Origin of the sequence: Pseudomonas quebecensis (genome assembly GCF_026410085.1) — a bacterium.
Taxonomy (GTDB): Bacteria; Pseudomonadota; Gammaproteobacteria; order Pseudomonadales; family Pseudomonadaceae; genus Aquipseudomonas; species Aquipseudomonas quebecensis.
On record NZ_CP112866.1, the window covers coordinates 2,065,343 to 2,087,102 of the forward strand.

The 21,760-nt window shown below is 61.8% G+C and carries 21 protein-coding genes and 1 pseudogene; 14 read left to right on the forward strand and 8 right to left on the reverse strand.

Annotation, left to right across the window (positions count from 1 at the left end; all coding sequences use genetic code 11):
• Nucleotides 1-28: 28 nt before the first annotated feature.
• The 8 genes from OSC50_RS09725 to OSC50_RS09760 all read left to right on the forward strand — a co-directional run bounded on the left by OSC50_RS09725 (nt 29) and on the right by OSC50_RS09760 (nt 8,639).
• Nucleotides 29-1,123: an ABC transporter ATP-binding protein gene (locus OSC50_RS09725; RefSeq protein WP_181076741.1), complete on the forward strand. Its 1,095-nt coding sequence runs from the start codon at nt 29-31 to the stop codon at nt 1,121-1,123.
• Nucleotides 1,123-2,220 carry an ABC transporter ATP-binding protein gene (locus OSC50_RS09730; protein ID WP_181076742.1) on the forward strand — a complete coding sequence of 366 codons (1,098 nt, stop codon included), beginning with the start codon at nt 1,123-1,125 and terminating at the stop codon, nt 2,218-2,220. The genes OSC50_RS09725 and OSC50_RS09730 overlap by 1 nt, the downstream gene beginning before the upstream one ends.
• On the forward strand, nt 2,217-3,083 hold the full coding sequence (locus tag OSC50_RS09735; RefSeq protein ID WP_034098582.1) for a carbohydrate ABC transporter permease: 867 nt from the start codon (nt 2,217-2,219) through the stop codon (nt 3,081-3,083). Before OSC50_RS09730 ends, OSC50_RS09735 begins: the two co-directional genes overlap by 4 nt.
• 10 nt (nt 3,084-3,093) lie before the next feature.
• A complete protein-coding gene (locus OSC50_RS09740) occupies nt 3,094-3,894 on the forward strand; it encodes a carbohydrate ABC transporter permease (protein WP_266247821.1) in 801 nt (266 codons plus the stop codon).
• An 11-nt stretch (nt 3,895-3,905) separates the two neighbouring features.
• Nucleotides 3,906-4,178 (forward strand): DUF2160 domain-containing protein, encoded by a 273-nt coding sequence (locus OSC50_RS09745; protein ID WP_003232363.1) that lies wholly within the window; start codon nt 3,906-3,908, stop codon nt 4,176-4,178.
• A gap of 33 nt (nt 4,179-4,211) precedes the next feature.
• Nucleotides 4,212-5,954, forward strand: coding sequence for an ABC transporter substrate-binding protein (locus OSC50_RS09750; protein WP_034114134.1), 1,743 nt, complete (start codon nt 4,212-4,214; stop codon nt 5,952-5,954).
• 349 nt (nt 5,955-6,303) lie between these two features.
• Nucleotides 6,304-7,683, forward strand: coding sequence for an iron-containing redox enzyme family protein (locus OSC50_RS09755; RefSeq protein ID WP_181076745.1), 1,380 nt, complete (start codon nt 6,304-6,306; stop codon nt 7,681-7,683).
• Between the two features lie 11 nt (nt 7,684-7,694).
• Nucleotides 7,695-8,639: a methyltransferase gene (locus tag OSC50_RS09760; RefSeq protein ID WP_253508166.1), complete on the forward strand. Its 945-nt coding sequence runs from the start codon at nt 7,695-7,697 to the stop codon at nt 8,637-8,639.
• Nucleotides 8,640-8,646: 7 nt separating this feature from the next.
• On the opposite strand, the pseudogene OSC50_RS09765 reads toward OSC50_RS09760, so the two are convergent.
• From OSC50_RS09765 to OSC50_RS09780, 4 genes and pseudogenes are all read right to left on the reverse strand, one after another.
• Nucleotides 8,647-9,231 (reverse strand): annotated as a pseudogene (locus OSC50_RS09765) (amino acid permease); the annotation flags it as partial.
• A gap of 81 nt (nt 9,232-9,312) precedes the next feature.
• Entirely contained in the window at nt 9,313-12,546 is a 3,234-nt protein-coding gene (locus OSC50_RS09770) for a DEAD/DEAH box helicase (RefSeq protein ID WP_266247824.1), read from the reverse strand.
• Between the two features lie 62 nt (nt 12,547-12,608).
• Nucleotides 12,609-13,037, reverse strand: coding sequence for a hypothetical protein (locus tag OSC50_RS09775; RefSeq protein WP_253508162.1), 429 nt, complete (start codon nt 13,035-13,037; stop codon nt 12,609-12,611).
• A 73-nt stretch (nt 13,038-13,110) separates the two neighbouring features.
• On the reverse strand, nt 13,111-14,349 hold the full coding sequence (locus tag OSC50_RS09780; RefSeq protein ID WP_253508160.1) for an MFS transporter: 1,239 nt from the start codon (nt 14,347-14,349) through the stop codon (nt 13,111-13,113).
• Between the two features lie 70 nt (nt 14,350-14,419).
• Between OSC50_RS09780 and OSC50_RS09785 the strand changes: the two genes are divergently transcribed.
• Complete coding sequence (locus OSC50_RS09785; protein WP_253508158.1) at nt 14,420-15,109, forward strand: helix-turn-helix domain-containing protein; 690 nt, start codon at nt 14,420-14,422, stop codon at nt 15,107-15,109.
• Nucleotides 15,110-15,117: 8 nt separating this feature from the next.
• Here the strand turns inward: OSC50_RS09785 and OSC50_RS09790 are convergent, their stop codons facing one another.
• Complete coding sequence (locus OSC50_RS09790) at nt 15,118-15,906, reverse strand: AraC family transcriptional regulator (protein ID WP_181076755.1); 789 nt, start codon at nt 15,904-15,906, stop codon at nt 15,118-15,120.
• An 85-nt stretch (nt 15,907-15,991) separates the two neighbouring features.
• Here OSC50_RS09790 and OSC50_RS09795 point away from each other — a divergent pair, with 85 nt between their 5' ends.
• From OSC50_RS09795 to OSC50_RS09805, 3 genes are all read left to right on the forward strand, one after another.
• Complete coding sequence (locus OSC50_RS09795) at nt 15,992-16,990, forward strand: bile acid:sodium symporter family protein (RefSeq protein ID WP_181076757.1); 999 nt, start codon at nt 15,992-15,994, stop codon at nt 16,988-16,990.
• Between the two features lie 204 nt (nt 16,991-17,194).
• On the forward strand, nt 17,195-17,437 hold the full coding sequence (locus OSC50_RS09800; protein WP_409567469.1) for a hypothetical protein: 243 nt from the start codon (nt 17,195-17,197) through the stop codon (nt 17,435-17,437).
• Between the two features lie 111 nt (nt 17,438-17,548).
• Nucleotides 17,549-18,736, forward strand: a complete 1,188-nt coding sequence (locus OSC50_RS09805) for a sugar transporter (RefSeq protein WP_266247825.1) — start codon at nt 17,549-17,551, stop codon at nt 18,734-18,736.
• A gap of 27 nt (nt 18,737-18,763) precedes the next feature.
• Here OSC50_RS09805 and OSC50_RS09810 read toward each other — a convergent pair whose 3' ends face one another.
• On the reverse strand, nt 18,764-19,378 hold the full coding sequence (locus OSC50_RS09810; RefSeq protein WP_266247826.1) for a hypothetical protein: 615 nt from the start codon (nt 19,376-19,378) through the stop codon (nt 18,764-18,766).
• A gap of 44 nt (nt 19,379-19,422) precedes the next feature.
• On the reverse strand, nt 19,423-19,833 hold the full coding sequence (locus tag OSC50_RS09815) for a hypothetical protein (protein ID WP_080758750.1): 411 nt from the start codon (nt 19,831-19,833) through the stop codon (nt 19,423-19,425).
• A gap of 230 nt (nt 19,834-20,063) precedes the next feature.
• On the opposite strand from OSC50_RS09815, the gene OSC50_RS09820 reads away from it, so the two are divergent.
• Both OSC50_RS09820 and glsB read left to right on the forward strand, forming a co-directional pair.
• Complete coding sequence (locus OSC50_RS09820) at nt 20,064-20,408, forward strand: hypothetical protein (protein ID WP_253508150.1); 345 nt, start codon at nt 20,064-20,066, stop codon at nt 20,406-20,408.
• A gap of 55 nt (nt 20,409-20,463) precedes the next feature.
• Complete coding sequence (glsB, locus tag OSC50_RS09825) at nt 20,464-21,372, forward strand: glutaminase B (RefSeq protein WP_032889526.1); 909 nt, start codon at nt 20,464-20,466, stop codon at nt 21,370-21,372.
• A gap of 37 nt (nt 21,373-21,409) precedes the next feature.
• Here glsB and OSC50_RS09830 read toward each other — a convergent pair whose 3' ends face one another.
• Nucleotides 21,410-21,649: a DUF6124 family protein gene (locus OSC50_RS09830; RefSeq protein WP_181076765.1), complete on the reverse strand. Its 240-nt coding sequence runs from the start codon at nt 21,647-21,649 to the stop codon at nt 21,410-21,412.
• Nucleotides 21,650-21,760: the final 111 nt, after the last annotated feature.

Below are 21,760 nucleotides of genomic sequence, written 5' to 3' on the forward strand. Positions count from 1 at the left end.
TTCATTCCAATAATAAAAAGGTCGTGTCATGTCATTGACCCTGGAACATGTCTCCCGCGTTGTAGAAGGCCAGACTTGGATCGACGACGCCAACCTGCGTTTCGAGCCGGGTTCGTTCAACGTTCTGCTTGGCCGGACGCTGTCCGGCAAGACCAGCCTGATGCGCCTGATGGCCGGCCTGGACAAGCCCGACAGCGGCCGCATCCTGATGAACGGCGCGGACGTCACCCATAAACCGGTGCGCCTGCGCAACGTGTCGATGGTCTATCAGCAGTTCATCAACTACCCGACCATGACCGTGTTCGAGAACATCGCCTCGCCCTTGCGCCAGGCCGGCGTGAGCGACGAGCTGATCCAAAGCAAGGTGCTGGAAACCGCCCGGATGCTGCGCATCGAGAAATTCCTGCAACGGCACCCGCTGGAGTTGTCCGGTGGGCAACAACAGCGCACCGCCATGGCGCGCGCCTTGGTAAAGGACGCCGAGCTGATCCTGTTCGATGAGCCGCTGGTGAACCTGGACTACAAACTGCGCGAAGAGCTGCGTCAGGAAATGCGCGAGCTGTTCGCCGCGCGTCACACCATCGCCATCTACGCCACCACCGAGCCTAATGAAGCGCTGGCGCTGGGTGGCACCACCACCATCCTTCATGAAGGCCGGGTGATCCAGAGCGGCAAGGCCGCCGAGGTGTATCACCAGCCGCAAACGGTGCTGGCCGCCGAGCTGTTTTCCGAACCGCCGATCAACTTGATGCCCGGGCGGATCAGCGGCAACGAAGTCAGCTTCGCCAACTTTGTGCACTTCCCGCTGAATGTCGACCTGCGCCCCATTGGTGAGGGCGAGTTCCGCTTCGGTGTGCGCCCCAGCCACATCAGCCTGGTGCCGAGCAACGACGACGACCTGGAGTTGGCCGTGACCGTGGAGGTGGCTGAGATCAGCGGCTCGGAGACCTTCCTGCATGTGCGCAGCGAGCACTTTCTGCTGGTGCTGCACTTGCCGGGAGTGCACGAGTACGACGTCGACGCGCCGATCCGCGTGTATATCCCCACCCATAAACTGTTTGTGTTCGATGGCCAGGGCCGTTTGGTCCAGGCCCCCGGGCGCCGTGTCGCGAGGGTTGCCTGATGGCCGAGATCCATTTGCAGAACCTGGCGCACAGCTACAGCCCTACGCCCAAAGGGCCTGAAGACTACGCGATCCGGGAAATGAACCATGTGTGGGAGCAGGGCGGCGCCTACGCGTTGCTCGGCCCATCGGGCTGCGGCAAGTCGACCCTGCTCAATATCATCTCCGGGTTGCTCAGCCCGTCCGAAGGCCAGGTGCTGTTCGACACCCAAGTGGTCAACGACCTGACTCCGGAGAAACGCAACATTGCCCAGGTGTTCCAGTTCCCGGTGGTCTACGACACCATGACGGTATTCGACAACCTGGCATTCCCGTTGCGCAACCAGGGCATGGCCGAGGCGAAAATTCATAGCAAAGTGCAGGAAATTGCTGAAGTCCTCGACCTGCAAAACCTGCTGAACAAAAAAGCCCGCAACCTCACCGCCGACGAAAAGCAGAAAGTCTCCATGGGCCGTGGCCTGGTGCGTGACGACGTGTCGGCGATCCTGTTCGACGAACCGCTGACGGTGATCGACCCGCACCTGAAGTGGAAACTGCGGCGCAAGCTCAAGCAGATCCACGAGCAGTTCAATATCACCATGGTCTACGTCACCCACGACCAGTTGGAAGCGTCGACCTTCGCCGACAAGATCGCGGTGATGTACGGCGGGCAGATCGTGCAGTTCGGCACACCACGTGAGTTATTCGAACGGCCCAGCCACACCTTTGTCGGCTATTTCATCGGCAGCCCTGGGATGAATCTGATTGAGGTGCAGGCCGAGGCGGGCGGTGTACGCTTTGCCGGCACGCACCTGCCGCTGTCCGGCGCATTGCAGCAACGCATTGCCGAGTCGAACTGCCAAAAGCTCCAGGTAGGTATTCGTCCGGAATTTATCCATGTATGGGACGAGTACAACCCTGACGCCCTGCAAGCCGATATCACTCATCTGGAAGACCTCGGCACCTACAAGATCATGACCCTCAACCTCGACGGTGCAACGCTTAAGGTGCGCCTGGCCGAAGACAAACCGGTGCCGCAACGCCAGGCGTCCATCAGTTTTCCCGCGCAATGGCTGATGCTTTATGCCGACGATTACCTGCTGGAGGTGCAGCCATGAACAAGGTGCAGAACAACAAAGCCTGGTGGCTGGTACTGCCGGTGTTCCTGCTGGTAGCGTTCAGTGCGGTGATCCCGATGATGACCGTGGTCAACTACTCGGTGCAGGACATTTTCGACCAGTCCAGCCGCTACTTCGTCGGCGCCGACTGGTACAAGCAAGTACTGCTCGACCCGCGCCTGCACGACTCGCTGCTGCGCCAGTTCATCTATTCGGCCTGCGTGCTGCTGATCGAAATCCCCCTGGGCATCGCCATCGCCCTGACCATGCCGACCAAGGGCCGGTGGTCTTCGCTGGTGTTGATTATTCTGGCGATCCCGTTGCTGATTCCCTGGAACGTAGTGGGCACCATCTGGCAGATCTTCGGCCGCGCCGACATCGGCCTGCTGGGCTCGACCCTCAACGCCCTGGGCATCAACTACAACTACGCGGCCAACACCATGGACGCCTGGGTCACGGTGCTGGTGATGGACGTATGGCACTGGACCTCATTGGTGGCGCTGCTGTGTTATTCCGGCCTACGGGCGATTCCGGATGTGTACTACCAGGCCGCACGTATCGATCGGGCCTCAGCCTGGGCGGTTTTCCGGCATATCCAGTTGCCCAAGATGAAGAGCGTGCTGCTGATCGCGGTAATGCTGCGCTTTATGGACAGCTTCATGATCTACACCGAACCCTTCGTACTGACCGGCGGCGGGCCAGGTAACGCCACCACGTTTCTGAGTCAGACCTTGACCCAGATGGCCGTAGGTCAATTCGACCTCGGCCCGGCGGCGGCGTTTTCCCTGGTGTACTTCCTGATCATCCTGTTGGTGTCCTGGCTGTTCTACACCGCCATGACCCACTCCGACGCCAACCGCTGAGGCCGCCAACATGAGCAAACGCAAGCTGATTCCGCTGCTGGTGTACATCCTGTTCCTGCTGGTGCCGATCTACTGGCTGCTGAATATGTCCTTCAAGAGCAACACCGAAATCCTCGGTGGGCTGACCCTGTTTCCGCAGGATTTCACCCTGGCTAACTACAAGGTGATCTTCACCGACCCGAGCTGGTACACCGGTTACCTCAACTCGCTGTACTACGTGAGCCTGAACACAGTGATTTCCCTGAGCGTGGCGTTGCCGGCAGCCTATGCCTTCTCGCGCTATCGCTTCCTGGGCGACAAGCACCTGTTCTTCTGGCTGCTGACCAACCGCATGGCGCCGCCGGCGGTATTTCTGTTGCCGTTTTTCCAGCTGTATTCGTCCATTGGCCTGTTCGATACGCACATCGCCGTGGCGCTGGCCCATTGCCTGTTCAACGTGCCGTTGGCGGTGTGGATTCTGGAAGGTTTTATGTCCGGCGTGCCCAAGGAAATCGACGAAACCGCCTACATCGACGGCTACTCGTTTCCTAAGTTCTTCGTGAAAATCTTTGTTCCGCTGATCGGCTCCGGCATCGGGGTGACGGCATTTTTCTGCTTTATGTTTTCCTGGGTCGATCTGCTGCTGGCGCGCACCCTCACGTCGGTCAATGCCAAGCCCATTGCGGCGGTGATGACCCGCACCGTTTCGGCCTCCGGTATCGACTGGGGCGTGCTGGCAGCGGCGGGGGTGCTGACTATCCTGCCGGGCATGCTGGTGATCTGGTTTGTTCGTAACCACGTGGCCAAGGGCTTTGCCCTGGGCCGGGTCTAGAGGATTCGATGATGGAATGGATGGCCTGGACCACCCCCACCGCGCTGTTCTTCGGCGGCATCGCCCTGATTCTGGCGGGCATGACCACTTGGGAGCTGCGCTCGCCGAGCATCCCTCGACGCGGTTTTCTGCCGATCAGCACCACCCGTGGTGATCGCTTGTTTATCGGTCTTCTCGGCAGCGCCTACCTGCATTTGCTGGTGATCGGCGTTACCGACTGGAGCATCTGGGTAGCGTCCGCGCTGTCCCTGGTATGGCTGTTGAGTGTGATGCGCTGGGGCTGATGCCCTTATGAAATAAACAACCAGGAGGTCTCTATGTTGAATAAGAACAATAAGCTGCGACATAGCATTTCATTGGCCGCCGTACTGGCCCTAAGCGGTTTGAGCGCGTCGGCCTGGGCCGATGCCTACGAAGATGCCGCGAAAAAATGGATCGGCAGCGAGTTCAAACCGTCCACCCTCACCGAAGCCCAGCAGCTCGAAGAGTTGAAGTGGTTTATCAAGGCCGCAGAGCCGTTCCGTGGGATGAAGATCAACGTGGTGTCGGAAACCCTAACCACCCATGAGTACGAATCCAAGGTGCTGGCCAAGGCCTTCAGTGAGATTACCGGCATCAAGCTGACCCACGACCTGCTGCAGGAAGGCGACGTGGTGGAAAAACTGCAGACCCAGATGCAGTCCGACAAGAACATCTACGACGGCTGGGTTAACGATTCCGACTTGATCGGTACCCATGTTCGCTACGGCAAGACCGAGTCGATCACCGACCTGATGGCCAACGAAGGCAAGGACTTCACCTCGCCGACCCTGGACCTCAAGGACTTTATCGGCCTGTCGTTCACCACCGGCCCGGACGGCAAGCTGTACCAATTGCCCGACCAGCAGTTCGCCAACCTCTACTGGTTCCGTGCCGACTGGTTCGAGCGTCCGGAGCTGAAAGCCAAGTTCAAGGAAAAGTACGGCTATGAACTCGGTGTGCCGGTGAACTGGTCGGCCTACGAAGACATCGCCAAATTCTTCAGCGAAGACGTCAAGGAAATCGACGGCAAGCGCATCTATGGGCACATGGACTACGGCAAGAAAGACCCGTCCCTGGGGTGGCGTTTCACCGACGCCTGGTTCTCCATGGCCGGCGGCGGCGACAAAGGCCTGCCGAACGGCTTACCGGTGGACGAGTGGGGTATTCGTGTGGAGGACTGCCACCCGGTAGGCTCCAGCGTGACGCGTGGCGGCGACACCAACGGCCCGGCGGCGGTATTCGCCACCCAGAAATACGTGGACTGGATGAAAGCCTACGCGCCGCCGGAAGCGGCGGGCATGACCTTCTCCGAATCCGGCCCGGTGCCGTCCCAGGGCAATATCGCCCAGCAGATCTTCTGGTACACCGCGTTTACCGCCGACATGACCAAACCGGGCCTGCCGGTGGTAAATGCCGATGGCACGCCGAAATGGCGCATGGCGCCGTCGCCGGTAGGGCCTTACTGGGAAAAGGGCATGAAAAAGGGCTATCAGGACGTAGGTTCCTGGACGTTCCTCAAGTCCACTCCCGAGAAGCAGAAACTGGCGGCCTGGCTCTATGCGCAGTTCGTCACCTCGAAAACCGTGTCACTGAAAAAAACCATCGTCGGCCTGACGCCGATTCGCGAGTCCGACATCAACTCCCAGGCCATGACCGACATGGCGCCGAAACTGGGCGGCCTGGTGGAGTTCTACCGCAGCCCGGCCCGCGTGGAGTGGACCCCGACCGGTACCAACGTGCCGGACTACCCACGCCTGGCGCAGCTGTGGTGGAGCAATATCGCCGCCGCCGCCAGCGGCGAGAAAACCCCGCAGCAGGCGTTGGACAACCTGGCCAAGGAACAGGACGCGATCATGACGCGCCTGGAACGTTCCAAGGTGCAACCGGTGTGCGGCCCGAAAATGAACCCCGAGCGCGACGCGCAATACTGGTTCGACCAGCCGGGCGCACCCAAGCCGAAACTGGCCAACGAAAAGCCCAAGGGCGAAACCGTCGGCTACAACGACCTGCTTAAACAATGGGAGGCGGCGCGCAAGTAAGCGCCCTTTGTAGTGAGCGGGCTTGCCCCACGCTGGGCTGCGTATCAGCCCTTCTTAAGGCACCTCGGTGTGTCAGATGGAACACATCGCCTGAAAAGGGGCTGCTTCGCAGCCCAGCGCGGGACAAGCCCGCTCGCCACAGAAAGCCCATCCACCCCATAAGCCCTGCCAAGCCATGCAGGCCCACTGCGCGCCAAATCAATCGACCGCTGGTCCAGCCCATCTGAACCCAATTTGAATTTTCTGCACACTCCGACGCTCTGCATTCTAGACACGCGTATTTCAGCGCGCTCACGGGGCCGCCTTGTCGGCAGGCCTGGTTGTTTAGGACTTTGCGGACACTGCCATCATGACGTTCCTCACTGCGCTCTCAGGCCAGCCGGCCTCGATGCTTCTTTCGGCTCACGGTCGTTATCAACACCTGTATCAGCAGTTGTACAGCGAAGTCGAGGGCGCCGAAGAGGTCGCGCGCGACTTCGTGCAGGCGCAATTGACCCTGGCGCGCGAGCTGCCCGGCGATCTGCCCGAAGTGCCTGAACATCTTACGGCGTGGGTGGAGCAGCGCTGCGCCGAAGTCGCCCAGGCCTACGCCGAGTACCTGGAACAACGCCAGCAAGGTCGGCCCCGGCGCTTTTTCCAGAACAAGGCCCATGCCTTGTATTGCCTGCAGCGCGTAGCACCGACCAAACAGGTCGACGGCGCCTGGTTGTACGGGCTGCTGGCCCACTGGCACGACCCGCGTTTCGACGGCTTGCTCACCACCTACCTGGAAGAGTTGGGCGACGGTCAGGCCGCGCAAAATCATGTGGTGATCTACCGCAAGCTGCTCAGCGATCACGACGCCGCCAGCGAAGCCGGCCTGGACGACGACCATTACCTGCAAGGCGCTCTGCAAATGGCGCTGGGCCTGTGCGGCGAGGACTTCCTGCCGGAAATCATCGGCTACAACCTTGGCTACGAACAGTTGCCCCTGCACCTGCTCATCACCTCGTACGAGCTGAGCGAGCTGGGCATCGACCCTTATTACTTCACCCTGCATGTAACCATCGACAATGCCAGCACCGGCCACGCCTGCAAGGCGGCGCAATCGGTGATCGATCTATTGCCGCTGGGCGAGGGCAGGGCGGACTTTTACCGACGTGTCGCCGAGGGCTATCGCCTCAATGACCTGGGCCCGGGCACCAACGCCGTCATCGACAGCTTCAACCTGCATGACGAAGTGGTGGCCATGCTGGAGCGCAAGCGCACGTTCGGCCAGCACATGCATTCGGATTACTGCCGCTTCGAAGGCAAGACCGTCAACCAGTGGCTGGCCAAGCCCGGGCAGATCGGCGCATTTCTCCAGGCTCTGGAAGACAAGGGCTGGATCAAACGCAATCAGGACCCAACCGAGAGCCGTTTCTGGCAACTGATCGAAGGCGCCGGCGCGGCGATGTTCGGCGTGTTCAGCGGCTATGAAAAGCAGGTGCTGCACGACTGGATCGCCGGTGACTGGATCAGCGCCGAGCGTGTGCCGGCGGTGCGGCCTGGACGCGGCAGACCCTTGGCCCGCGACTCGCACCGTCCAACGGACCCGGACACTCAGTCCCTGGTCGAATCGCTGAGCAACCTGACCGATGAACAGCAGCTCACGGCGCTGATTCCCTGGCTGTCGGCCCGCCGCCATTGCACTCCTGCGGGGCTGTATGCCACGCGGCGCTTTATCCAACTGCGTGCGCGCCTGCGCTAAGGAACCCGCTTATGTCCGCACAACAACTCGCCGACCGCGCCTTGCTGGACCTGGGCCGAGGGTTGAAACACGACGGCTATCACTTCATCACCCCCACGCCGCTGACCCATGACCGCGTCTATCGTCGCCTCGCGACCCCGCTGGCGATGAACCTGCGCGACGTGTTCGGCTGGTCGATGCCGTTCGACCGCGACCTGTTGCCTGACAGCGTGCGCGAAGCGTTGCAGCATGCCGACGTGGTCGAAGAGCACGATTCGCTGTGGCGCAGTACGGTGCGCTGGTCGAGCCTGGATGATCTGTTGATCGCCCATTCGGCGTACCCCACCACCCAATCGGACGCGGTGTTTTTCGGGCCTGACAGCTACCGCTTCGCGCAATTGATCGAGGCCCACCTGCAACAGCGTTTCGAGCCGATCAAACGCGCGGTGGACATAGGTTGCGGCGCCGGCGTCGGCGCGCTGGTGATCGCCCGGGCGCGCCACGACGCCGAAGTGCTCGCGGTGGACATCAACCCCCGCGCCCTGCGCCTGACTGCCGTGAACGCGGAGCTGGCCGGCCTGGGCAACGTCAGCGCCTATCACAGTAATGTGCTGGACAGCGTCGAAGGCGAATTCGACCTGATTGTCGCCAACCCGCCCTATATGAACGACGACCGCCAGCGCGCCTACCGGCACGGCGGCGGTGCCCTGGGCGAGCAACTGTCGGTGCGGATTGTCAGCGAGGCCCTCGGTCGCCTGGCCGTGGGCGGCACCCTGGTGCTGTACACCGGTGCGGCGATTGTCGCCGGTGAGGACCCCTTCCTCGCCGCAGTCAAGCCGTTGCTCGGCAGCGATGACTACGGCTGGACCTACCGCGAACTGGACCCGGACGTGTTCGGCGAGGAGTTGGAAAAACCGGGTTACGAGCGCGTGGAGCGGATTGCCGTGGTCGCATTGGCAGTGACCCGTTTGCGCTGAGGCCGGCTTAGCAACTCTCGGCCCGCCCATCGCCGACGAAGCGTTTAGCCAGAAAACCATACAGCACGTAACCGAACGCCAGCACCAACATCGCGCCAAACACCGCCTCTGCGCCGCAGGCGTGGATCGCATACAGCGAATACGCCGTAGCCACTAGCACCGCCAGCGTATTGCGTACCTGCACGGCTTCCTTGTGCATCATCACCATCAGCCCGGTGAGGGCGGTGACGTAGGGCGCCAGGTTGGTCACCACCGCCAGGCTGACCAATTTGCTGAACTGCGCTGAGGCGGTGGTCGAGATCGTCGACAAGGCGATCAGGCTTTGCAGCGCGGCGCAGGCCAACAGGCCCAGGAGTGGCGCGTTGGCTTGGGTGATCCGGCTGAAAAAACGCGGAAACATGCGTTGATCCGCCGACATCTTGGCCGTCTGGGCCAGGGTGAACTGCCAGCCCACCAATGAACCGATACAGGCCACCACCGCCAGCGCGATGATCACGTTGCCGACCCACGGCGCGAACATCTGGGCATACACCACCGCGAAGGGCGCGGAGGCGTGCGCCAGTTCGGCGTTTGGCACGATGCCCTGGATCACAGCTCATCTTTTTGCCTGGCGTGGTCATCGAGTACTCCGTTGAGCCTGTGGGCCGGTATGACCGTCAGCAATAGCGCGGATTCAGGCGTTTGTCTCGCTGGGGCGACCAGGGGCCAGCGCCTGATGCGGCAGCAACGTCATCACATCGCAGAACAACGCACGCTTTTGCCAGTCGTTGCGGTCGCCGATCACGTACAAGCGACGCTTGGCCCGGGTGGCGGCCACGTTCAGCAGGTTCGGCTCGCTGACCACCCAGTCCCGCGCACCGGCGTTTTCGCTGCTGCCGCCTAGCACCATGATCACCACGGGTGCCTCCTTGCCCTGCATGGTGTGAATGGTGCCGTAGAGCATTTTGCGCGGCAGCAGCTCTTTAAGGCGATCACGCACCGCCTGGAAGGGCGTGACTACGGCAATGTCGGCGATCTTCACTCCGTCCTGGCGCAGCATCGCCAACAGGCGCATCAGGGCATCGCCTTCGGCCGCAACCCAGTTGCCGGATGAAGGGCCATGGGCTTCGACCCAGCCGGTGGCCAGGCTGGCCGGTGTTTCTTTGGCCGGGGAGGGCGGCACGGTGCCGAAGACCATGGCGCCGTCGTAGGCGATGCGGTTCGCCAGCGCGTACATCGGACGGTCGCAGCGACGATGCACCACCAGCGGCAAGCCGACCCAGCGCTTGGCCTGCGGCGGCCCCATCATTCGGCCCCAGCGGGTGGCTTCGTCGGCCAGGGTTTGCGCAGACTGGCGCGTCGGCAGCCAGTATTCGTCGACGCCGTAGCGGGTGCGCATATGTTCCAGCACCGCTTCCGACACGGTGACGATTGGCTTGAGTTGCAGCGGATCGCCCACCAGCACGGCGCGGCGTGCGCGCCATAGAGCACCGACCGCCGCTTGCGGGGTGGCCTGGCCGGCTTCGTCCACCAGCAGCCAGCCTATTTCACCGACGCCCAGGGAGCCGAACGAGCGCGCGAACGAGGCAAAGGTGCTGCTCAACACCGGCACGAGCATAAATAACGACGCCCAGCTCGAACGGATCGCCGCGCGCGAGACGCCCTGGAAGCGCCCGCCCTGTAACACACGGTTGATGAAATACAGATTGGCGCGAACGCGCTTGGCTTCCAGCTCGAAGAAGCATTGGTGCAACTTCAGGGCCTGGATAAACACTCGGGCGCGGGCCTGGCGCCAACCTTTTATCGACCACGGTTCAATCAGCTCAATGGCCTCGCCGCGTCCGATAATGCCGTGGCGCAGCCAGGCCAGCAGGTGCTCTGCCTTGCACGCCTTGGCCAGGGTGGTGATTTGCTCGATCTGCTGGCGCTGACGCTCGCGCAAACCTCCCAGAGCCTGCTGGTGTTCCGCGCTCAGGTTATTGAGCGCCTTGCTCTCGCCGGTCAGGCGCGCGGCGCTGCGTTTGACCTGTTCAAAGCTATCCTCGGCCAGGGTGTGCCGGCTGCGGATAACACCTTGTACTTCATTCCAACGTCGCTGCGTGCCCCACAGGCTCAGGAGGTTGGCAAAGAACCCGGGCTTGGCCGCCAGATGCTGCTGCACCTCGTTCAGGCTGTGTTGCAGAGCGTCATGGGCGGGCTTGAACTCGCGCTCGTCGAGTTGCGCGATACGCGCATCGGTCTCTTTGATCGTGTGGGTCAAGCGCTTGAGTGCTTCCTCTTGCTCAACGATTTGCGCGCGCAACGCGCTGACAGTCTGCAAATGGTCGTTGATGCGCTGGGCATCGGCGCTCAAGTGTTCGGCGTGAGCCTTGGCCGCCTGATAATCCGCCACTGCCTGCTGCCAGGTGCTCAGGCGTTGCGCGGAGGTGCGGCTGATATCGGCCTGGGTTCCGAGCCAGCCGAGGAAGCCACGGCGCGCCTGATCTGGGCTGTCTTCGCCGGGCTCGTCTTCTTCTTCCTGGTCGTCGTCCAGTTCCTCGGCCTCCAAGGCCGACAGCCAGTCGTGCGCCTGTTCTTCGAGGTCGCTGGCCTTGGGTTTGCGTGGTGGCTGGCCGTAGAAGTAGCGGCTGATAAAGGTGCGGCGCCGCGCCTTGCTGCCCAGCGCTGCGGAGATCAGGCCCCAGGCGGGTTTGCCGCTGACCAGTTCACCCAGTTCGCCGAAATAGTCAGCATCCGGCAGCCAACTGGGGTCGATCTTGTCGCGCTGCGGCAGCTCCAAGGTGACGTTCTCGACGGCGCCGTTATTGGACGATGCAATCACCATCTCAAAGCCGAACAATGCCGGGTTGAGCGCATGCACCGTTTGGAAGTCCGTGCCGTCGCTCACCCGTTCGGGCGTGCCGTCGACAAAAGCGGCAGACGCGCGGGGCAGTGTGGTAAGGGCATCGGCGCGCTGGGTGACCACGGCGGCCAGCAGATCGCGCAACAGGGTGGTTTTGCCGGTGCCGGGCGGGCCGTTGATGCCCAGCACCCCTTCGCCATCGCTCAAGGTATGCAGCAGGGTATTCACCGCCAATTGCTGGGAATGCACCAGCCCCAGGTGATGCTCGGCCGGCCAGCAGCCCAACGGGTAGTGCTTGGGCGCCAGACGCTCGATTAACGCCAGGGACGCATCGTCATCGTCGACGTGCAAGCGCTGTTCCGGGGCATGTCGCGCCAGGTACTGCGCCAGCGGTGCGCTGGTGATGCCATTGCGCAGGCTGTCCGCCACGTCGGCCAAGTCGGCGAGCAGAAAGCTGTTGAGCGGGTCGTCTTCCTGGGCTGGGTTCTTGATCTTGATGGGCGTGGAGCGCCAGCGGTGGTTGTAGCGCTCAGGGGCGCTGAAGAAGTCGTCCAGGCCGAGGAAATTTCGAATCTTCTCGGTCAGCTCGACCAACATCGCCGCATCGACTGGGCCGCCCATCAGCGACTTGATGTCCTCGCGCAGATAGTTTTGCTCCTCGTCGAAGCCGCGGGTCCAATCCCTGTTTGCCAGGGCGCGGCCGAGGAACCAGGCTTCGCTGGAGAGCACCAGACTGTCTTGCACCATCAGGCCCTGCTCGGTGAACTTCAGCGCGAAAAGCGCGGATTCGCGGGTTTTCGGCGGCTCTTTGTAGCCTTGGTCGGCACCGTACAGCTGCTTAAGGCTTTCGGCCACCCGGCGGCTGTCATACAGGTGGGCGAAGAGGGTGTGGCTCCAGACCCGGTCTTTAGGTTTTTGCTGGCCGTGCGCCGGGCTGCCGGCAGCCCATGGCATCACCGGACGCGCCGCATTGCAGTCATGCAGGAACGATGCAAACAGACTGTCGCGCTTTTCGATTTTGGGGGCCGACTGCGGTTGCAGCAGCTCCACGGCGTGCCAGTAGCGGGTAATGCTATCTCGGGTCATCAATCTCAATCCTTTGCGTAAAACGCCGGTTCATCCCGGTTCGGCGCGTATTGCGGGGGGCTTTAAGCCAGCTGGGGCAACAGGTTCAAGTGACCGTCTACCTCGCTGGCCAGGCCGCTGGCCAAAAACAATGGCGCCAGGCGTTTGTGCAGTTGCGGCTCGACAAATTCTTTTACCGTATCGAGGGCCAACACGCCGCTCGCGGGCAGCTCTGCCTTGGTATACGACAACCAGGCCTTTTTCAATGCCTGCAACACATCGCTGCCCGCCGTTGAAGCAAAGCGGCGATGCGTGGGTTTACCGTCGAAACCGAAGGTGTGCTGGAACTCATAGCCGTTTTCGTCGCCACCACTGGCCGTGCAGCGAATGCAGGTGCACAGGCCGTCGCCAAATGCGCTGCGCAGGTAAGCGTTAAACTCCACCACCGGTTTGAGTGACAGGCGCTTATCGACCTCGAACAGGTCTCCGGTCATTTTTTCGTCAGTGTTCAACGTCCGTTTCCTCGCAGTGGCATGGCAGCTTTTCAAAGCGCCGCACAATAACAGCCGAGGGCGGGTTTGGGCACTATTTGCGCTCGCGGGTGGATGAGTTGCGACAGAACGACAGCATCGCCAGCAATTGAACGGCCACCGTCGCGCCCACCATCGCCATGATCGTGTGGCCGGGGTCGTCGAAGAAGGAGCGGATCAACCCGAAAAACGCCGGCGCACAGGCGTAAGTGGCCTGACTGACGGCCACCATCAGGGCGATGACCTTGGCAGTGTGCGCGCGATTGAATTCAACCTGTGCAATCAGCGGCGGCAGCGAAGTCGCATTGCCGATGCCCGAGCCGATCAGCAGCACGGCGGCCCATGCGAATGCCGGATGCAGGTCCAGACCCAGCAGCATCAAGGTCCCCAGCAACTGCACCGCGTACCCCAGGCAAGCGAGGTGGCGACGGTTGAAGCCGCCGATCATCAAATGGGCGGCAACGTAGCGACCGCCCATCGCACTGGCGGTGGCCAGCGCCATGGCCAGGGAGGCTTCATAACTGCCCAGACGTGTGCTGAGCAGGGAATACAAATGCGCGATCAGGCCGATCTGGGCGAACAGGCCCAGTGACATGCCGGCGGCCAACGAGCGGAACGAACCTGACCTGAACGCCTGTGCGGTGGTCCAGGGCGAATCGGCCTGGGAGACGCTCGCCGGTTCCGCCTGGGCTTGGTTATCCGGATGTTGCCCGAGATCACGCGGCGTCCGGTTGAAGACCCGCAGCGAGAACCCGGCGATGACGACCACGGCGACCAGGCTCACCATCAGCGCAGCCACGGCAAAGCCGAAGCGCTCGATCAGCACGACCCACAACGGCGAAAAAATCACCCCGCCCAGGCTGGCGCCGTTGTAAGCCTTACCCAAGGCTTTTGGCCGCTCCTTGACGTACCAGGGCGCGATCAAAGTGTTCACCGCAGTGGCGCCCAGGGTCACCCAGCCGATACCCGAGCAGATCGCGCCCAGGTACAGCACCTGCACGGTGTCGGCCCGGGCCCAGATATTCACACCGATGCCCAGCATCACGCAGCCCGCGAGTGTGATCGCCGGCACGCCGAACCGTGCGTACAGGCGGGGCAGATTGGCAATCACCAGCGTGCCGCTGAGGAAGTGCAGGGTGACGGCGCCCGACACTTGAGCGATTGGCCAGCCCGTGCGCTCCATCACCGCCTGCAGATAAATCGGCGGGCCGTAAAAGCCGATGCCCCATCCGAGCATCGCCAGAATGAATGTGCACCTGAGCACTGTATGTCCGAAAAAATGCTTGTCACGCATGGCTATCTCCTTTTGGTGGACGCACAGGCTATGCTTGCGCCCTGTCGTTCACTTCGAGGAGCATCGAACAATGGATGTTGAGCAGTCCGAGCTGCGACTGGCCAGTGTCGCCGCCGCCATCGCCGACCCCGCCAGGGCGCGTATGCTCTGCTGCCTGCTGGACGGCCGCGCGCGCACGGCGACCGAATTGGCGGTAGTGGCGCAAAAGAGCCCGTCGACCGCCTCCAGCCATTTCCAGAAACTGCTGGAACAGGGGCTGGTGACCCTGGTCACTCAAGGCAAGCATCGCTACTTTCAATTGGTCAGTGCCGATGTCGCCAGGGCGCTGGAAGGCTTGCTTTCGATCAGTTCATTCGACGCGCCGGCCTTCAAACCCTCGACGCCTTGCCACCTGCGCCACGCTCGCAGTTGCTACGACCACCTGGCCGGAGAACTTGGCGTCCAAGTGCACGATGCGTTGTTGCGCAAGCAGTGGATGTGCCTGCAGGACAGCGGATATCAACTGACCGCCACAGGCACCGAACGGCTGACGGCGCTGGGGCTGCAGGCAGTTCCGGACAGCTCGGCGCGCCGCCGATTTGCTTATCCCTGCCTGGACTGGAGCCAGCGTTGCTCGCACCTGGGCGGTGCGTTGGGCGCGCAGTTGCTGACGCATATGCTGCATGACCGCTGGCTGATGCGCACGCTCGATACCCGCGCGTTAACGCTCACCCCCAAAGGCCGCAAGCGCCTGGCTGCTGTATTTGATATTTCATCCTGACGCTGGAATCAGCGGAAAAACTCCCCCGGCGTGGCATCGAACTGCTGGCGAAACGCATTGATGAACGCCGATGTCGATTCATACCCGCTGGCCAGCGCCACGTCCGTGACCCGTTCGCCATGTTCGAGGGCAGGCAGGGCGCTGAGCAGGCGCAGGCGTTGGCGCCAGGCGCGGAAAGTCAGGCCGGTATCGCGCAGGAACAGGCGGCTGAGGGTTTTTTCGCTGACCCCCAGTTTGTCGCTCCATTGCCCCAGGGTGGTCTGCTGTTCCGGGCGCTGGTTGAGGCTGCGGTAGATCTGGCGCAGGCGCGGGTCCATCGGCAGCGGCAGCATCAGGTCGACCTGCGGCGCGGCGGCGAGTTGGTCGAGGATCACCTGGGCCAGGCGCCCGTCGGGGCCGTCCTCGGCGTATTCCACCGGCAGTTCGCTGAAGCGGCGGATCAGCTCGCGCAGCAGGTTGCTCACCTCCAGTACGTGACAATGCCCGGCCGCCCATGGGGTGACGCTGCAATCGAGGTACAGGCTGCGCATCTCGGTGTGGGGCGTGCTGTACACCCGGTGCGGCATGCCCGCCGGAATCCACACGGCCCGCTGTGGCGGCGCGACGAAGCGGCCGGCGCTGGTCTGGATCTCCAGCACCCCGGAAATCGCGTAGGACAATTGCACCCACGGGTGACTGTGGCGACGGGTCAACGCGCGATTGGGCAGCGATTCGGTGCGCCCGTACACCGGCCGTGGCAGGCTGGAAAGCCCCGGAATGCTACGGCGCACGGTGTTGGCATGTCCTTTAGGCGGCATTTACTGGCTCGTTGGCGTTAGTCGGTAACAAGGCGTTACGTTAGAGTCGCGGTGACGCTCTTGGCAACCCCTGGAAGACTTCACTATGACCCGGCCCCGCTTTCTGCCCGACAACTTCACCCTCACGCTGATCGCCACGGTGATCCTCGCCTCCCTATTGCCCGCCAGCGGCCAGACCGCCGTGGCATTCGGCTGGGTCACCAACCTGGCCATCGCGCTGCTGTTTTTCCTGCACGGCGCCAAGCTTTCGCGCCAGGCCATCGTGGCCGGCGCCGGCCATTGGCGCCTGCACTTGCTGGTGTTCAGCCTGACCTTTGTGCTGTTCCCGTTGCTGGGGCTGGCGCTCAAGCCGGTGCTGTCGCCGTTGATCGGCAAAGACCTGTACATGGGCATGCTTTATCTCTGCGCGTTGCCGGCCACGGTGCAGTCGGCCATCGCTTTCACTTCCCTGGCGCGGGGCAATATCCCGGCGGCGATCTGCAGCGCAGCGGCGTCGAGCCTGTTTGGGATCTTCCTCACACCGTTGCTGGTGACCCTCTTACTCAACGTGCATGGCGAGGGCGGCTCCACCGTCGATGCCATCGTGAAAATCAGCGTGCAATTGCTGCTGCCGTTTATCGCCGGGCAGATCGCGCGGCGCTGGATCGGCGAGTGGGTAGGGCGCAACAAGGCGTGGCTGAAGTTCGTCGACCAGGGTTCGATCCTGCTGGTGGTGTACGGCGCGTTCAGCGAAGCGGTGAATGAAGGCATCTGGCACCAGATCCCGCTGTGGGAACTGGGCGGGCTGGTGGTGGCCTGCTGCGTGCTGCTGGCGCTGGTGCTGATGGCGTCCACCGTGTTGGGCAAGGCCTTTGGGTTTAACCAGGAGGACCGCATCACCATCCTGTTCTGCGGCTCGAAGAAAAGCCTTGCGACCGGTGTGCCGATGGCTCAGGTGCTGTTTGCCGGGGCGAGCATGGGCGTATTGATTCTGCCGTTGATGCTGTTTCACCAGATCCAGCTGATGGTGTGTGCGGCGCTGGCGCAGCGTTATGCCAAACGCGCGGAGAGTGTTGCGGAGTTGATGGCGCAGGTGGATCCGTAACATTTTGTTGCTCTGCGACGATTAACCTCAAGTTAGTACCTGTGCTGACGACTTACTTCTTAATCACCAGGAAGGAGTATCAGCATGCGTATCAACGGTTTTTCGGCAGCGACAGGTCTCCTTTGCCTCTGGGCAAGCGCATGCGGCGCGGCGCACCCGGCAAGTCAGGGCACCATCAGGTTTACCGGGAGTATCGTTGAGCCGATGTGTGCGACAAATGCGCACAGTGGCACGCAGTTGGACGTGACGGGGTGCCCCAGCGCCAGCCGAGGTAACCAGTTCACGGTCCGCAGCGTGGCACCTGTGGCCAGCGTCAACGGGGCCAGTCTGCGGCTGGTGGCGGACAGCGGCAGCGGGCGTTTTTACGATCAGCGCTACCTGTTGGTGGACGGACGCGGTCAGCCGGTCAAATCGGGTAGGTACGTGGTGACGCTGACCGCGCCCTGATTCTGCGCCGCGGATGAGCGTCAACAGCCGCCCGAGAAACCTATAGAATGCTCGGCGGCGGCGCTTGTCCTGGGTGGCCGCTCGATCACCGTCAGAGTACCTCGCCCGTCAATGAGCCTTTCAACCGCAACTCCCCAGCCAAACTGGCAACCGGTCATCGCCCTGGCGCTGGCCGCTTTTGTGTTCAACACCACCGAATTCGTACCCGTCGGGCTGCTCAGCGCGATTGGCGAAAGCTTCGACATGCCCATCGCCAGCGTTGGCCTGATGCTCACCATTTATGCGTGGGTCGTCTCGCTGACCTCGTTGCCGGTGATGTTGCTGACCCGCAACGTCGAGCGACGAAAGTTGCTGATCGTGCTGTTCGGGCTGTTTATCGCCAGCCATATTCTGTCCAGCGTGGCCACCAGCTTCGGCCTGTTGATGGTCAGCCGTATCGGCATCGCCTTGTCCCATGCGCTGTTCTGGTCGATCACCGCATCTCTCGCCGTGCGCCTGGCGCCGCAGGGCAAGCAGGTGCAGGCCCTGGGCTTGCTGGCCACCGGCACGTCCCTGGCGATGGTGCTGGGCATCCCTCTGGGGCGCCTGCTCGGTGAAGCCATGGGCTGGCGCACCACCTTCCTGGTGATCGCCGCGTTTGCGGGCGGGCTGGTGTTCTGGCTGGCGCGTACCTTGCCGCCGCTGCCGAGCCAGAACTCCGGCTCCCTGCGCAGCCTGCCACTGCTGTTCAAACGCCCGGCGCTGGTGGCGTTGTACATGCTCACGGCGATGACCGTCACCGCGCAATTCACCGCCTACAGCTACATCGAACCCTTCGTCGAAGGCGTGGCGGGCATGGGCGGCGGCGCCGTGACCCTGATCCTGCTGGTGTTCGGCGGCGCGGGCATTATCGGCTCGCTGCTGTTCAGCCTGGTGCACCGCTTCAATCCGCATCTGTTCGTGGTCGGTACTGTGTTCCTGCTGGCGGCCTGTCTGGCGCTGTTGCTGCCATTGAGTGGCGCCCAATCCTACCTGGTGGGCTTGAGCGTGTTCTGGGGCATGGCGATCATGGGCTTCGGGCTGGCCATGCAATCCAAGGTGCTGGTGCTGGCTCCCGACGCCACGGATGTGGCCATGGCGATGTTCTCCGGTATCTACAACATCGGCATCGGCGGCGGCGCCCTGATGGGCAGTTGGGTCGGCAGCCACTTCGGCTTCGCCTGGATTGGCGCGGCGGGTGGGCTGCTAGCGGCGCTGGCGTTGGTGGGGTATTGCCTGGCGATTCGGCAGTTTGGGACGGGGGTGGGGCCGCGGGAGTAGCCAACCAATTGGCTACCCAGGGTTTTGTCAGCGAGGGACGTGGTTGCGTCCATACATCATCAGGAATCGATCCAGTTCAGAAAAGCTGCGCTGAGGCATGGCTACCAGGACCTGCGACATAAAGTCTTTGAGCACTTGAATGTCATTCCAGCTGGATGGCCGTTTCTTGCGTTTCTGGGGCGGGCGCACTGGCTCGAACAGGGCGTTCATCGCGCGAAAGTTGTGCTGGTCGATAATGGGCAGGGGCGCGCTGTGATGTACAAGGTGCGTGATGTACGCCGACGTGATGTAGGTCGTTTGCCGTTTGAACTGCGCCTGCCACCACTGGAAGGTTTGGTCTGGCGCTTGAGCGCAACCGGAACCGATGAACCGTGGCCAGAGCCCCTCTACCTCTGCAATCAGGTTGCGATGGCGTTGTGGGTAGTTCGGTTTGCCCCAATGGCCCCACTTCCACAGCAGCGAATCTGCAATCCGTGGGTTCTGGGCCGTTCGCGCTGAGTAAGAGGTCTTGAATGCTTGGTAATGGGCTGCCGGATACTTGAGGAAGTCGTACTCGTTCAGCACTGCGTCAAACACGGGAGCAATCCGAGCAGCGATCAGTGTGGCTTCTGAAGGTGTGGTTTTCGAAAACAATGGAGTCATGTCTTAAGTGCTTGCCTAGTCAATGATGTGTGCGGAATGTGCAATCAGCTGTGATTGCACGCCGGGTACCTTCCCCATGTGCATACATATTCCCAGAGTAGCTTGCGCTCCAAATGCTTGATGTAGGCGGTGGTGTAAGGCATGCCCATACTCACCGGGCAAGTAGACACCCAGATATGTTCGGCGGGCGTTGTTTCAAGCAGCGTCAGCCTGAAGGTGTTCCCTCCCGAGTGTCCGGCCCGTTCGCTGAAAGCCGATACATTGAATTGACGCAGCCGATCAGCCAGGCTCTGACCGGTGGTCTCACCGATATAGATAGTCGCATCGCAATTTCGATGAGTATCTGGTTTGTGTTTGCTGCGCGCGATGAAATACACCCCGGGTAAGTGTTTACCGGGCAGTTCGCCACGGTCGGACCACGGGTGCCACTCTGAAAAACCTACTTCGCCTGACATATGTGTTCATCGTCCTTGTTGAGGTCAAGGGCGCTGATCCTATCTCAAGAAATGGCTATGAGCCATCATTCTTGGCTGGCGGTCGTTTTGCTGGCGATAGTCTTGGAATGCACCTATCTGGGAGCTTGCGCTAGGGTCAACCTGGCGCCTATCTAAGTTCATGGGACGGTGCAGCACCTGGGCATTTGAACTACTTTGATTGACGACCGATTCCTGCCCGGTGATGACTGATGCGTACGTTCTGGAAGCGATATGTGGCCCTGCTGGAAAACGACTTGAGTGCGCAGATTTTCGACAATGTGAAAAACCTGCTGGTGTGTGCGCTGTTATTCGCCGCCGGTACCAACACGTTGCTGGGCCAGCAGCCGCTGTTTATTGGCGTGTTTGCCTCGACTGTGGCGGGGTGGGGGCTGATTGTGTTGTCGAGCATGCTGATGCTGTTGAACGTCAGTGATGGCATCCGCCGCCTCGCCAGGTTGCGCTATCACCTGGCGCTGCAAGTGCTGTTGATCCTGGTGTATCTGGTGGTGGCCGAGCGAGTGGTAGAGATTGTGTGGGGCTTTCGCGCCCACTGAAGTATCCTGCGCGCCCCGTTTACCACTGATTCAAACCACGATGACAGGACAAGACATGCAGGCGTTGCTGGAGTCGATCCTCGACGAAGTGCGCCCTCTGATCGGCCTCGGCAAAGTCGCCGATTACATCCCCGCGCTGGCCGATGTGCCGGCCAACCAACTTGGCATTGCGGTGTACGGCAACGACGGCTCGGCTTACCGCGCCGGCGACGCCGACACGCTGTTCTCGGTGCAGAGTATTTCCAAGGTGTTCAGCCTGGTGCAGGCGATCGACCATGGCGGCGAAAGCATCTGGGAACGCCTGGGCCACGAGCCTTCGGGGCAGCCGTTCAACTCCCTGGTGCAGCTGGAGTTCGAACGCGGCCGTCCGCGCAACCCGTTCATCAACGCCGGCGCCCTGGTGATCTGCGACATCAACCAGTCGCGCTTCGCCGTGCCGATCCTGTCGATGCGCGATTTCGTGCGGCGCCTGTCGGGCAACCCGCAGATCCTGGTCAACAGCGTCGTCGCCGACTCCGAGGCCCAGCACGGCGCACGCAACGCAGCCATGGCCTACCTGATGAAATCCTTCGGCAACTTCCACAATGACGTGGACGCGGTGCTGCACAGCTACTTCAACTACTGCGCCCTGCAGATGAGCTGCCTGGACCTGGCCAAGGCGTTCAGCTTCCTGGCCAACGAGGGCACGAGCGCCCACAGCGGCGAGCAGATCCTCACGGCTCGCCAGACCAAGCAAGTCAACTCGATCATGGCCACCAGCGGGCTGTATGACGAGGCGGGCAACTTTGCCTATCGCGTGGGCTTGCCGGGCAAGAGCGGTGTGGGCGGCGGCATCGTCGCGGTGGTGCCGGGGCAATTTACCGTATGCGTATGGTCGCCGGAGTTGAACGCAGCGGGGAATTCGCTGGCTGGGATCAAGGCGTTGGAGTTGTTGAGTGAGCGGATTGGGTGGTCGGTGTTTTGAGATCGTTCCCACGCGCGTGGGAACGATTACCTGAGTGTCATGCCGCTGGATGGGCGTCATCCAATGCTTTGTCTACCAACAGTTGGACACCTTCCAGCATTCGGCAGATGCCCAGCGCGACATTGCGTTGTGCACCGTCGATTTCAAAGGCCAGGTGCGTGGCGATGTCGGTGATGGAGGATAGATCCTGGGATGCGTTGACCAGCAGGGTTTCTGTGCCCAGGTTGGGGCGTACTGTGAAGAGTCTATCTGGGGGATTTGGGGTGTCTTTGATCATGGTGAAGCTCCTTTGTAAATAGGGCTGCCACGATTCGCGGTCAATCGAAGAGGGTGGCAGCTGTACGCGGGTTGACCGACCGGCCCAAAGAACAAAACCGGCATACCCTAA